The organism is Plantibacter sp. CFBP 8798 (assembly GCF_014841195.1).
Taxonomy (GTDB): Bacteria; Actinomycetota; Actinomycetes; order Actinomycetales; family Microbacteriaceae; genus Plantibacter; species Plantibacter auratus.
On record NZ_JACYTS010000001.1, the window covers coordinates 168,756 to 181,226 of the forward strand.

8 protein-coding genes are annotated in these 12,471 nt (G+C 69.5%); 3 read left to right on the forward strand and 5 right to left on the reverse strand.

The genetic code is table 11. The features are described 5' to 3' along the window. Window positions 1-11: 11 nt before the first annotated feature. On the reverse strand, window positions 12-1,637 hold the full coding sequence (locus tag IFU30_RS00820) for a DUF7059 domain-containing protein (RefSeq protein WP_192003989.1): 1,626 nt from the start codon (window positions 1,635-1,637) through the stop codon (window positions 12-14). After that, window positions 1,600-5,196: an efflux RND transporter permease subunit gene (locus tag IFU30_RS20175; protein WP_249404619.1), complete on the reverse strand. Its 3,597-nt coding sequence runs from the start codon at window positions 5,194-5,196 to the stop codon at window positions 1,600-1,602. Before IFU30_RS20175 ends, IFU30_RS00820 begins: the two co-directional genes overlap by 38 nt. 256 nt (window positions 5,197-5,452) lie before the next feature. Here IFU30_RS20175 and IFU30_RS00830 point away from each other — a divergent pair, with 256 nt between their 5' ends. After that, the gene (locus IFU30_RS00830; protein ID WP_064294055.1) at window positions 5,453-5,833 is read left to right on the forward strand and encodes a hypothetical protein; all 381 of its coding nucleotides are present in this window, start codon (window positions 5,453-5,455) and stop codon (window positions 5,831-5,833) included. 19 nt (window positions 5,834-5,852) lie between these two features. On the opposite strand, the gene IFU30_RS00835 is transcribed toward IFU30_RS00830, so the two are convergent. The 3 genes from IFU30_RS00835 to IFU30_RS00845 form a co-directional block, all read right to left on the reverse strand. Then, window positions 5,853-6,425, reverse strand: a complete 573-nt coding sequence (locus IFU30_RS00835; RefSeq protein ID WP_192003990.1) for a hypothetical protein — start codon at window positions 6,423-6,425, stop codon at window positions 5,853-5,855. 9 nt (window positions 6,426-6,434) lie between these two features. Next, window positions 6,435-8,477, reverse strand: coding sequence for a primary-amine oxidase (locus IFU30_RS00840; protein WP_192003991.1), 2,043 nt, complete (start codon window positions 8,475-8,477; stop codon window positions 6,435-6,437). A 61-nt stretch (window positions 8,478-8,538) separates the two neighbouring features. After that, the gene (locus IFU30_RS00845) at window positions 8,539-10,017 is read right to left on the reverse strand and encodes an APC family permease (protein ID WP_192003992.1); all 1,479 of its coding nucleotides are present in this window, start codon (window positions 10,015-10,017) and stop codon (window positions 8,539-8,541) included. Window positions 10,018-10,229: 212 nt separating this feature from the next. Here IFU30_RS00845 and IFU30_RS00850 point away from each other — a divergent pair, with 212 nt between their 5' ends. Continuing rightward, window positions 10,230-11,720 (forward strand): amino acid permease, encoded by a 1,491-nt coding sequence (locus tag IFU30_RS00850; protein WP_192003993.1) that lies wholly within the window; start codon window positions 10,230-10,232, stop codon window positions 11,718-11,720. Next, the gene (locus tag IFU30_RS00855; RefSeq protein ID WP_124767826.1) at window positions 11,717-12,442 is read left to right on the forward strand and encodes an IclR family transcriptional regulator; all 726 of its coding nucleotides are present in this window, start codon (window positions 11,717-11,719) and stop codon (window positions 12,440-12,442) included. Before IFU30_RS00850 ends, IFU30_RS00855 begins: the two co-directional genes overlap by 4 nt. The last annotated feature ends 29 nt before the right edge of the window (window positions 12,443-12,471 follow it).

Below are 12,471 nucleotides of genomic sequence, written 5' to 3' on the forward strand. Positions count from 1 at the left end.
GCCTGAACACCTCAGGAGCTCGGCAGGAGGATGCCGTCGTCCAGCAGGGCGCGGACCCGGGGGAGGAGTTCGGCGCGGAGTTCCGCCGCATCGACCTCGACGAGCTGGGCGATCGCGTCGATGATGGCTCCCAGGGTCAACTCGCCGTCGCAGGCCCCGACGAGCCCCGCCAGGCCCGTGTCGATGCCCACCGAGCGAGCCAAGCCGCCACCCTGCCGCAGCGTCATCGCCGTCGGGTCCTCGTCCCCGGGCCAGTAGTGGCGCTCCTCGGTGACATCGCCCGCGAGGATGACGCGTTCACCGAGCAGCTGGTCGTCGTCGAGCGCCACCTGCCAGTCGTGAGTGAGGAGACACACGGCGAGGTGCGCACCCAGCCCGGCGGAGTTCGAGCCCGCCTGCCCGTGCAGCCGCTCGAAGCGGCGCAGCGGAGTGGACGGGTCCGATCGACGGAGCAGCACGTACCCGAAACCGACGCCGGTCACGGCCCGAGCCTCGAAGTCGTCGAGCCAGGCTCCCGCGAGGCGCTCGAACTCCGGCGTCCCGAGCCGTGTTCCACCGTCGCGGATCCAGGTCTCCGCGTATTCGGCCGGATCCTGCACCTCGCGCTCGATGACCCAGGCGTCGACCGGTTCCGGACTGCGCTCCACCCACCCGGCCACGCGGTCGAGCCCGTCGGCGCCGTCGCGGTACTCCCAGTTCCCGAGGAACTGCGCGACCCCGCCGGGCGTCAGATGCCGGGCGACCTCGAGGAACACGGACTCGACGAGCGCATCGCCGACGAGACCGCCGTCGCGGTACTCGTAGCTCGGCACGCCCTCGGCACGCGGGGTGATGACGAACGGCGGGTTGGAGACGATGCGGTCGAACCGTTCGCCGGCGACGGGTTCGAACATGCTGCCGTGGCGGAATTCGATCGAGTCGATGCCGTTCAGCCGCGCGTTGAGTGCGGCGAGCTCGAGGGCTCGTTCGGAGATGTCCGTCGCGACCACGTGATCCGCGATCCGCGACAGGTGGAGCGCCTGGATGCCGCACCCGGTCCCGAGGTCGAGTGCCGTTCCGATCCGCTCAGGGAGGATGATGCCGCTCAGGGTCATCGACGCGCCGCCGACCCCGAGGACGTGCTCCTCGCCGAGCTCGTGACCCAGCGCGAGTTCGCCGAGATCGGAGGCGATCCACCAGGCACCGCTCCCGTTGGCGTCGACCCAGGCGTACGGCCGCAGATCGATGGCCGGGGCGACGGATCCGTCGTCGCTCAGGCCGACGAGACCGAGCGCCACCGCGCCGTCGAGACCGAGCGACGGCAGTGCCCGCGTCGCGTCATCGGCCTCCACGGCGACACCGAGCACGAAGAGCGTCGCCAGCGTCGCGATCGGTTCCACCCCCACGGTCCGGCGGCGTTCGTCGAGTGAGCGGATCGCCACGACCCGGTTGGAACGGTGCAGGGCGGCCTCGGCCGTCTCACCCCAGAGGCCGCGCACCCGTTCCACCGTGTACCCGGCCGCGTCGAGGTCGGAACGGAGGAGGTCGATCAGTCGCTGGTCCACGCCCACCAGTGTGCCAGCTGCGGGGTGGGCCGAGCCGCCCACCCTGCAGCCGCCGTCAGCGATCCGTGGTGAGGATCGCGTCGAGGTCCTCATCGGTCTGCTCGTCGTGCTCCTCGGCCTCGCGCTGCGCGGCCTTCGCCGTGCGCTTCCGCTCGCGCTTCGCCAGACGGCGCTCGGTCCGGCGCTCCAGGAGCAGGTACAGCACCGGCACGAGGATGAGCGTCAGGAGCGTCGACGACACCAGGCCGCCGATCACGACGATCGCGAGCGACTGCGAGATGAACACCCCGCCGCCGGTGAGGCCGAGCGACATCGGCACGAGCGCGAAGATGGTCGCGCAGGCGGTCATGATGATCGGTCGCAGACGGAGTCGGGCCCCGTGCAGGACCGCGTCGTCGATGCCGTCGCCCCGAGCCCGGTACGAGTTGACCAGGTCGATGAGGACGATCGCGTTCGTGACGACGATGCCGATGAGCATGAGGAGGCCGATCATCGACGGGATACCGAGCGGGGTCCCCGTGATGAGCAGAGCCGCGATCGCGCCGGTCGCCGCGAACGGCACGGAGACCAGCAGGATGAGCGGCTGCAGGAGGCTCCGGAACGTCGCCACCATGACGATGAACACGAGCACGATCGCGATGAGCATCGCGAGGCCGAGCTGCGCGAACGACTCCTCCTGGTCCTGGGCGACACCACCGACCGAGGCCGTGACCCCGCTCGGCAGGTCCAGGCCGTCGAGGCCCTCCCGGACGGCGAGCGTCGTCGCACTGAGGTCGTCACCCGTCGGCGTCGCCGACACGGTCACGGTCCGGACGCCGTCGATGCGCGTGATCGCCGCGGCGGCACGTTCCTCGCCCACCTGCGCGACGGCGCTGACCGGGATCGGGACGGCGCTGACGTTGGCGAGGTCCTTCTGCGCCTGGGTGAGGCGGTCCGCCTCCGCCTGCTGCTCAGCGGCCTCGCTCTCGGCGTCCCGCATCGCGGTCAGCTGCTCATCGATGGTCGTGATCGAGCCCTGGAGCTGGGATATCGCGTCGCTCAGCCCGGCGAGTTGGGCGGCGCGGGCCTCGTAGGCCTGTCGTGCCGCCTCCTCCTCCGGGGTCGTGGGCGTGACCGGCGGCACCTCGACGGGAGCCGCTTGCAGCGCGCTCAGCTGAGCCCGCAGGGCGTCGAGCTGCGAGGCCGCGGTCGAGCGGGCCTCCTGGAGTTCCGAGCGCTGGGTCGCGGCCTGGGATGCCGCCTCGTCCTTCGCGCGCTGGGTGGCCTCGTCCTGCTCGGCCGTGAGGGCGTCGGTCGCGGCCTTCTGTGCCGCGGCCTGCTGCAGCGCGCTGACCGGAAGGGGGAGCGCGGCGATCTCGGCCGGTGTCGTGCCGACCCGCTGCGACCGCACGATGATGTCGCGAGACGAGCCCTCGAGGATGACCGAACCCATCGGCGTGCCGCGGAGCGCACTGGCGATGGCCTGGCCGACCTGCTCCTGCGTGAAGCCGTACCGGGCGGCGGCGGCGCGATCGACGTTCACCTTGAGTAGACCCTGCTCGTCGGCGAGGTCGCTCGTCGCATCGCGGAGGCCGTTCGTACCGCCGAGCATGTCCTGCACCGCGGCCGCAGCTGTGGCGAGCGCCACGGGGTCCTCACCCTGCAGCGTGACCTCCATGCCGCCACCGCCACCGGTGAATCCGCCTGCGGCGTCACCGACGGTGATCTCTCCGACGTCGTCGAGCTTCGCCACGGCCTTCCGGATGGTGTCGGCGACGCCCTCGCGTGAGCTCTCCTCACCGACGGTCACGCTGATCTGTGCCGTGTTGCTCGAGCCGTTCCCACCGACGGTGGTCAGGTACCCGGAGACGCCGGCGGTCTTCGCGAGGACCGCTTCGACGGCTGCGGCCGCGTCACTGGTCACGTCGAGGCTCGTCCCTTCGGGGAGTTCCTGGGTGACCGTGACGGTGTTCTCGCCCCCGATGTCGCCGAGGTAGTCGGTCTTCAGGAACCCGGCCGAGACGATCGTCCCGGCGAACACGACCGCCGCCACGAGCAGGGTCACGACCGGACGCTTCAGGGCGGTGCGCAGGACCGGCAGGTAGGCGCGCTGGAGCTTCGAGTACGCCTCGGACTCGTCCTCGACGACGGACGCCGCTTCGGTGGCCGCGTCGTCGGTGGCCGTGCCCACAGCCGGGGCGGAGGAGCCTCGCATGAACCAGTAGGCGAGTACCGGCACGATCGTGAGCGACACCACGAGGGACGCGATGAGTGCGACCGACACGGTGACGGCGAACGGTCGGAAGAGCTCGCCGACCGTCCCGCCGACGAAGGCGACCGGGAGGAACACGGCCACGGTCGTGATCGTCGACGCAGTAACGGCCCCGGCGACCTCGCGGACCGCCTCGACGACACTCGTGGTCGTCATCACGCGCCCGGTGTGCCGACGTTTGATGTTCTCGATCACCACGATCGAGTCGTCGACCACCCGCCCGACCGCGACGGTCAGCGCTGCGAGCGTGAAGATGTTGAGCGAATAGTCGCCGATCCACAGACCGATCATCGCGATGAGGAGGGAGAGCGGGATCGACACGGCCGTGATGATCGTGGACCGGATCGACAGCAGGAAGACGAGGATCACGATGATCGCGAACAACAGCCCGAGCCCGCCCTCGACGGAGAGGTCGTGGATGGACTGCTCGACCATCGGCGACTGGTCGAAGACGACGGTGAAGGCCGCACCCGAACCGAGCTCCTGCTCCAGCCCGGGGAGGGCGTCACGGATGGTGTGGGCGAGTTGGACGGCGTTGGCCGACGGGTCCTTGAGGATCGTGAGCGACAGCGACGGGAGACCGTCCGCCCGGGCGATGGAGGTCTCGGCTGCGGGCACGAGCTCCACGTCCGCGACGGCGGAGAGCGCGAACGGGCCGTCCTCATGCTGGATGGGGAGCGCCTGCAGTTCCTTGAGGGAGCCGACTGCGGAACCGACCTCGATCGAGAGTTCCTTGCCGGCGTCGACACTGGTGCCGGCCGCCGTCACGGCACCACTCGCCTGGACGGCCGCCATGACCTCCTCCGCGGTCACCTTCTTGGCCGCGAGGTCGGCCGGACGCATCGTGATGACGAGCTGCGTGGCGTTCTCACCGGCGAGATCGACCTGACGCACGCCGGCGATCCCACGGAGCGCGGGGAGCACGGTGCTCTCGACCTTGCCCGCGAACTCACCGGACTCGTCCTCGGACGCGACCGCGAGCTGCAGCACGGGGATGTCCTCGCTCCCACCGGCGTAGACCTCGGTGCTCGTGTCGTTCGGAAGGGTGCTCTTCAGTCCGGCGAGCGCGCTGCGGATGTCGCCGACGATCTTCTCGTCGTCCTGGCCGAAGTCCCAGCTCACCTGCACGGACGTGGAACCGCTGACCGACGTCGAGGTGACGCCGGTGACGCCCTTGACCCCCTGGACCGCCTGCTCGACGGGCTTCGTGACCTCGCGCTCCACCGACGACGGCGATGCGCCAGGATACGTCGCGGCCACGACGGCACCCGGCTGCTGCACGGACGGCAGGAGTTCCTGCTTCAGCGAACCGACCGCGAAGAGTCCGAAGGCCACGATCGCCGCGGTGATGAGGCCGACGATCAGTCGATTGGCGAGGCTGAGCCTCGTGAGGAATGACATGGAAGGACGGGCCTCTCGGTCGCGGAGTGGGCGCGATCCGCCCCACTCCACGCTATGGAGCGCCGCCACCGACCACATCCGCATGAGGATGGACCTGATGCGACCCCGGCATCCGCCGATCGGACGACATCGGTGGTCCTGCGGTACCAGCCTCGGCCGCGAGGGAGCTGCGCCTTGACGGCATGGTCCACCGATACCGGGCGTACCCTTGATACCCGAGTGCGCGCCGCGGGGTGCGCCGGAGCGAGGAGGGTACGTGGATCTGCAGGCCGTCGACCTCCCCAGGTTGCGCCGCGACGCACAGCTCGAGCGCGAGGTGATCATCGAGCACCGCGCCCGCGACGGTGAGGACCCCTGGGACTTCCTGCCTTCGATGCCGACGGTCGACGAGCTCGTCGTCGCCGTCCTCCGGGACGACGCGCTGCACGCCCGGGGTCTGGCCGCCCAGCACGCGATGGCGCGGCTCGCCGGGTACTCGTCGCTCGACGACGCCCAGGACCACCGCGACAACGCGGACCACTTGGAGTACGAGGTACTCCGTGAGATCGCCCGTGTGCACCCCGAGTTGACCCGAGCGGTATGGCGGATGTCCGGCAAGGTCGCCCGGCCGCCGTGGGAGGGCGACGACGCCGAGTAGATCGACGCCGCCGCCCAGGTCACAGCGCCGCGGCGAGCCCCATGGCGACGACGGAGACCGTCATGCTCACCACCTCGACGACCACGACCCGCTCACGCCGTCGAGCCGCCTCGACCGCGATCCGCGTGGACAGGGCGACGAACCCCGCCATGCCGCCCGCCAGGAGCATGGCGGGGAGGGCACTGGTTCCGAACTGATGGCCTGCCGGGTGTATACCCGATCCGGCATATATACTCCCGGCGGCATGGCCCGCCATCGTGCACACGAGCGCCGCCATGATGACGAGACCGCCTGAGGTGTGCACGGTCATCGCCGCACGGTGGCGCGTGACGGCGAGCGACACAGCGTCGTCGACCGGAGCCGGCAGTCCGGCGATGGACCGAAGCCGGACCGCCGAGGCGACGGCGAGGACGATCAGGACGACGGCCCAGAGCAACGGATGCAGCATCCCGACACCGGTCGCCAGGTCGAGCATCGCCGCGAGCATGACGATCGCGGCCACGAGGTCGAGGGGTCCGCGTCGGCCGCCGACGGTGCAACAGGCGCCGACGGCGGCCGGGACGAGCGCCCCGAGGTGGAGGACCTCGCTCATCGCCGCGACCTAGTGCCCGTGGCCACAGTGCTCCTCGGCGCCCTGGTCGTGACCTCCGTGTCCCGCGTGCGCGGCGCCGGTGTCGTGCGAACAGTGCCCGACCGCTTCGTTCGGCGGGACGTTCAGGGTCGGGTTCTTGCCGAAGAAACCGTAGGGCTTGAGCGTGAACCGGGCGTAGTCCACCGGCATCACCGGCCAGTCCTCTGGACGGGGGAAGTGCGTCGGTCCGAAGGTGTGCCAGAGCACGATGTCCTCGCCGTCGATCGACTCGTCGCCCTCGATGAACCGCGTGATGCCGTCGCCACCCGGGTTCTGGTGGACGAAGTCGCCCGCCGCGTATCGTTCAGCCGGGTCGTACTTCGTCACGAAGAGGTGCTTCGTCGCGAACTCCGCCCGCTTGGCGATCGACGACGACGCGTCGGCCATGAGCGTCGGCGACTCCTGCGGGTACAGCACGTACCCCGTCGGGCGTCCCATCCGGTTCGTCTTCTCCGTGTTGACGATGTGCCAGGCCCGAGCGGCCGAGCCGTCCGCCACGCGTCCGGACCCCGCTTCCGTGCTGAGCCGCGTGACCCGCTTCGTGAACGCGTTGCCGTGCTCGTTCCCGGGCCCGATCGGCACCCGGACCGCGTCCACCTCCTCGACCGCGTTCGACAGACCGTCGACCATCATGTCCAGACGGGCCGAGAAGAGGTGCTGGTGGTACGGCCCACCGAGCCCGGGCGCGACCTCCGAGGCGTACGGGTAGTCGGCGCCCTCCGCGTCGAGCCCGGGGTACGCCGAGGTGAACAGGATGCCCGTCAGCTTCGACTCGCACTCGATGGTGCCGTCGAGGTACAGGTACCAGTAGAACCCGTAGTCGTAGTTGCCGACGGTCGTGAAGAACGAGATGACCAGCCGACGCGACCGCCGGACCTCGTTCGAGCCGGTGTACAGGTCGGAGTGCTTCCAGAGGGTGCCGAAGTCCTCCTCGTGCATGCAGATCCCGTTCTCGATCGTGAACGGATTGCCGAGTTCATCGGCGAGCACCGCGTCGAAGTAGGTGATCTCGCCCACGCAGTCGCACCCGAGCGCCAAGGAGTTCGTGAACCGGCCGAACAGGTACTCGCCGGTGTCGAAGTAGTTCTGCCAGAAGCGCACGGGTGAGGGGTCGCCGTAGGGGACCAGCATCTCGTTGATCGACGCCCGGTAGATGATCGGTCGTTCCTCGCCGGCATCGTCGAACGAGAGCTGACGGAGGACGAGGCCCTCACGGACGTCGAACCCGACCTGGAACCGCCAATTGCCCCACTCGACGAACTCGCCGTCGACCTGGAAGCTCGGACCCTCCGGCTGGGTGATGACGATCGGCTTGAGCGAGGAGAGCGGAGCACCCTGGACCGCCGGGTCGTCGAAGTTCCCGGGCTCCGCCGGGATCGCCAGGGCGGTCGCGTCGATGAGGCGGGTGATCCGCCGCGCCGCGGTGTCGACATAGGCGCTCAGCCCGTCGACGGGGTGGGCCCACGGGTGGTCGGCCGGGTAGTCCTGGCGGAACGCGAGGACCCGGACGATCCGGCGCCCGACCTCCTCGGGATAGTCGTAGAAGCCTGCCGACAGCGGGACGACCTTCACCTCGTCGACCGTGCAGCCACGGGCGGCGAGGGCGGCGACCCACCCCTCGTCCTCCGCCACGATCTCTGCGATGGCGTCGAACTCCTCGATGAGGATCGGCAGTTGGCCGCGGGAGCCGTCCAGCACGACCGTGCTGAGCAGGGACCCGCTGTCGATGGACACCACGTTGTCCGTCGATCGACCCGTGGCCATGTCGAGCAGCATCACGCGGGCGAGGCGTTCCGGCAGTGGACCGTCGCCGGCCTGCCAGGCGAGCACCGCCCGCTTGTGGGGCTCCTCGAGGCCGACGTAGGCGAACCGGGTCGTCTCGGTGAAGTCGTCGAAGCCGGTGACGATGTCGCGGATGCGGTCGAACTCGGGTGCGGACAGGCTGGCGAGCGGGTGCTGGACGGGGGCGTCGCCGTCGGCGCTGCGCAGGGTGGTGGGGTCGGTGATGGTCATCGTGATGCTCCTGGTTCGGTGATGCGGGTGGTCGCGGGTGGCGAGGGGAAGGGTCGGATGGTCAACCGCCGATGGCGTCCATGACGTCGGCGTAGGCGGCCGGGCGACGACGACGCAGGTACGCGGCCTGCACGAGGCCGACGACGGGGCAGACCGCGATGAGGGCGAGGAGGACGGCGCTCACGGTTCCGAACACGGGGTTGCCGCCCGCATCCACGTCTCCCACCAGCATCGGGAAGTAGACGACGATCACGACGGCCGAACCGACGAGTCCGATGAACCCGAGGCCGGGAGCGACGACCGTGTTCCACAGCCGCCGATCCTGCTTCGTGCGAGCGAAGTACACGATCACCGCGAGGCTCGTGACCGCCATGAGGATCGCGATCGCGAGGGTCGCGACGCCGGCGAACCACGTGAACACCTGCAGGACGGGGTCGAGACCGAGCACGGCGAAGACGACGATCAGGATCGCTGCGGTTGCGCTCTGGACGAGCGACGAGGTGTGCGGCGAGAGGTGCTTGGGGTGGACGCCGCCGAGCCGGCCCGGCAGGACGCCGGCGTTCGACATCGTGTGCTGGTAGCGGGTGATGACGTTGTGGAAGGAGAGGACGCAGGCGAACATGCTCGTGATGAGGAGGACGTTGATGACGAGCTCTCCGACCGGACCGAGGTAGAGCAGCGTGGTGCGGAGGATCATCGCACCCGGGTCCTCACCGGCCACGGCGAGGACGTCGTCCGGCCCCCAGGCCATGACGAGCGCCCAGGAGGCGAGGGTGTAGAACAGGCCGATCCCGATCACCGCGATGTAGGTCGCCCGTGGGATCGTGCGGGACGGGTCCTTCGCCTCGTCGCGGAAGATCGCGGTCGCCTCGAACCCGATGAACGCCGCGATCGCGAACATCAGTCCGACACCGGGCGACCCGGAGAACACCTGCTCGGGCACGAACGGCTCGGCCGACAGCCCGTCGGCACCGCCGGTCACGATGACCGCCCCGGCGAGGACGAGGACGATCCCGACCTCCGCCACGAGCAGGACGCCGAGGACCTTCGAGCTGAGGTCGATGTGGCGGTAGCCGAGCAGACCGACCACGGTGATCGACGCGAGCGAGTAGACGTACCAGGGGATCTCCGGAGCGCCGAGACCGGCGAAGGTCACGCTCAACAGGTAGCCGATGTAGCCGTACACGGACACCTGGATGGTCGTGTAGGTCAGGAGGGCGAGGAATGCTGACGCGAGACCGGCCGGTTTGCCGAGCCCGTATCCGACGAAGGTGAAGAAGGCACCCGGCTTGGGCACATGCCGGGTCATGGCCGAGAGTCCGACGGCGAACAGCAGGAGGATCACCGCGGACACGACGTACATGCTCGGGAAGCCGACCCCGTTGCCGAGCAGGATGCCGAGCGGTGCGGCTCCACCGACGACCGTCAACGGCGACGCCGCGGCGACGACCATGAAGACGATGGCGGTGACGCCGAGCGATCCCTTCAGGGACCGGGTGGGCTGTCCGGCATCGGTGGCCGGACCTTTCGTGACGGTCATGGACACTCCTCGAGCAATGCGGCGGTATCGGGACGAGGCCAGCATCCCGGTCTCCTGTTGCCGCCTCGTCTCGTCGCCGTAACACCTGCTCGGCACCGAATGAGACCGGTCGACACCGCTGTCTCATTTGACGGTCATGAAGCCGAAACACGCCCGCCACGCCGGTGCAACGGGACGCGCCTAGCCTGAACGACGAGGAGGAGGTGAGGGACGTGACGGCTCTGGAACGCGCGATCAGCAATCCTCCGAGCGTCCGTGGTCTCGAGTCCCGGTCACCGGTCGACGGCCTCCAGCGGCGCAGTGTCGGGTTCATCGACGTGTTCGCCCAGTCCGTCTCGGCGGTGGCGCCGTCCGCCGCTGCGACGACGATCCCGTTGATCGTCACCGTGACCGCGGGCGGGGCGACCATGTGGTCGCTCGCCATCGCGATGCTGCTGTCGTTGCTCGTCGCCACCACCGTGAACGTGTTCGCGAAGCGCATCGCCGCGACCGGCTCGCTGTACACCTTCGTCTCCAAGGGGCTCGGAACGGGTGCGGCCTTCGTCACGGGCGTCGCGCTGCTCATCGGGTACGGCTTCATCGCCATGTTCGCCCTGGCCGGAGCCGGGTACTACCTGTCGATCCTGCTGCACCGGTTCTGGCCCGGCATGCCGAGTTCGACGGGTGTCGTGTCCGCACTGCTCGTCTGCATGGCCATGGTCTGCCTCGTCGTGCTCGTCCGCGGGATCCACCTGTCCACCCGGGTGACCCTGATCGTGGAGAGCGCCTCGGTCGCGATCATCCTGATCCTCGTGGGCGTGCTCCTGTCGCAGCTGGGACCGACGCCCGACTGGGCGGTGCTCGGGCTGGACTCCTCCCCGGAACACCTCGCGGTCGGATCGGTCCTCGCCGTGACCGCCTTCGTCGGATTCGAGAGCTCCTCGACGCTGGGCGTCGAAGCCCGCCGGCCCTTCGCGAGCATCCCACGGTCCCTGGTCTGGACCGTCGTCGGCGCGGGTCTCCTCTTCCTCGTCACCTCGTACAGTCAGCTGGCGGGCTTCGCGGCGTTGGGGGAGGACATCACCGCGACGCGGACGCCCATCAACGACCTGGCGCTGGCCTCCGGGGTCGAATGGATGGGACTGCTGCTCGACCTGTCCGTCGCGGCGTCGTTCCTCGCCTGTGCGATCGCCTCCATCACGGCGTTCTCGCGGGTCGTCTTCTCGATGGGTCGAGAAGGGGTCCTCCCGTCTCGCCTCGGGACCACGCACGGCCGGTTCCGAACGCCCCATGTGGCGATCATCACGGCTCTGGCGATCGTCACGCCCGTCTCGATGCTCGCGCTCCTGCTGACCGGAGGAGCCTGGGCGGCCATGCAGGTCCTCATCGTCGTGGCCGCGGCCGGGTACATCACCGCCTACGTCCTCGTCTGCATCGCAGCCCCCGTCTTCCTCTGGCGGATCGGAGAACTGACGCTCTGGCCGCTCCTGCGCGCGGTGGTGGCCGGGGTGCTGCTGTCCGTCGCGCTCGTCGTCTACCTGGTCGTCGAGAGCACCGGCGAACGGGGCGTGGGCGTCTGGGTGTTCCTCGTCACGATGGCGCTCGGCATCACGATCTGGGCGATCCGGCATCGACGCCGACCGTGGCTGAGTTCGACCGTGGGGGTCTACGACGAGACGGTGAGCGCCGACGTGCTCGGCGGACCGTCCGCGGAGCACCGGTGAGCGGCGCGGGCGAGCTCCGCGCCCGACAGCCGAAGGCCGTGCACAGCGCGCTCACCGTGCTCGAAGAGGTCGCGCGATGCGGTGCCGGTGTGACGGCGCAGGAGGTCTCAGCCGGACTCGACATGCCGAGGGCGACCACCTACCGACTCCTCAACCTCCTCGTCCAGGACGAATACCTCGTCCGCATGCCCGACCTGCGCGGATTCGCACTCGGGCGGAAGGTCGTCGAGCTCGCCCATCTCGTCGCTCCGGCCCCACCCCCGCTCGCTGCGCGCGAGGTGATCGGACGATTGCGGTCGAGCGTCCGAGGAGGCGTCCACCTCGTGCGGTACGAGGGCGATCGGATCAGGATCGCGGATGCGGATCCCGACTTCCCGTTGAGTGACGAGCAGCGGATCGTCAGGCGCCTCGACACCTCCGCGATCGGGCGCCTCCTTCTGCACGAGCTCGCTCATGGCGGATACGACTGGTCAGGACTCGTCCAACGGCCGTTCCGGGACGCCGAGCCGTTGATCCGCGACGTCGAACGACTCGGGTATGCACGACAGGTGGGTGAGGTGACGCCCGGTCACGGTTGCCTCGTGGTCCCGATCCGGGACGACCGCGGCGGTCTCGTCGCGGGGCTGTCGCTCTCGGCACCCAGTGAGCGGATCGAGCGCCCCGCCGCACTCCTGGACCTCTTGCTCGACGGCTCGCACCAGCTGCAGCCGCTCCTCGTCTGACCACCGGATGTCCGTGTGACATCAGCCTC

Bases quoted from the DNA above. Each gene is read 5' to 3' on its own strand.
- IFU30_RS00845 (WP_192003992.1), bottom strand. From the start codon at position 10,017: ATGACCGTCACGAAAGGTCCGGCCACCGATGCCGGACAGCCCACCCGG.
- IFU30_RS00820 (WP_192003989.1), bottom strand. From the start codon at position 1,637: ATGAGGACCTCGACGCGATCCTCACCACGGATCGCTGACGGCGGCTGC.
- IFU30_RS00840 (WP_192003991.1), bottom strand. From the start codon at position 8,477: ATGACCATCACCGACCCCACCACCCTGCGCAGCGCCGACGGCGACGCC.
- IFU30_RS20175 (WP_249404619.1), bottom strand. From the start codon at position 5,196: ATGTCATTCCTCACGAGGCTCAGCCTCGCCAATCGACTGATCGTCGGC.
- IFU30_RS00835 (WP_192003990.1), bottom strand. From the start codon at position 6,425: ATGAGCGAGGTCCTCCACCTCGGGGCGCTCGTCCCGGCCGCCGTCGGC.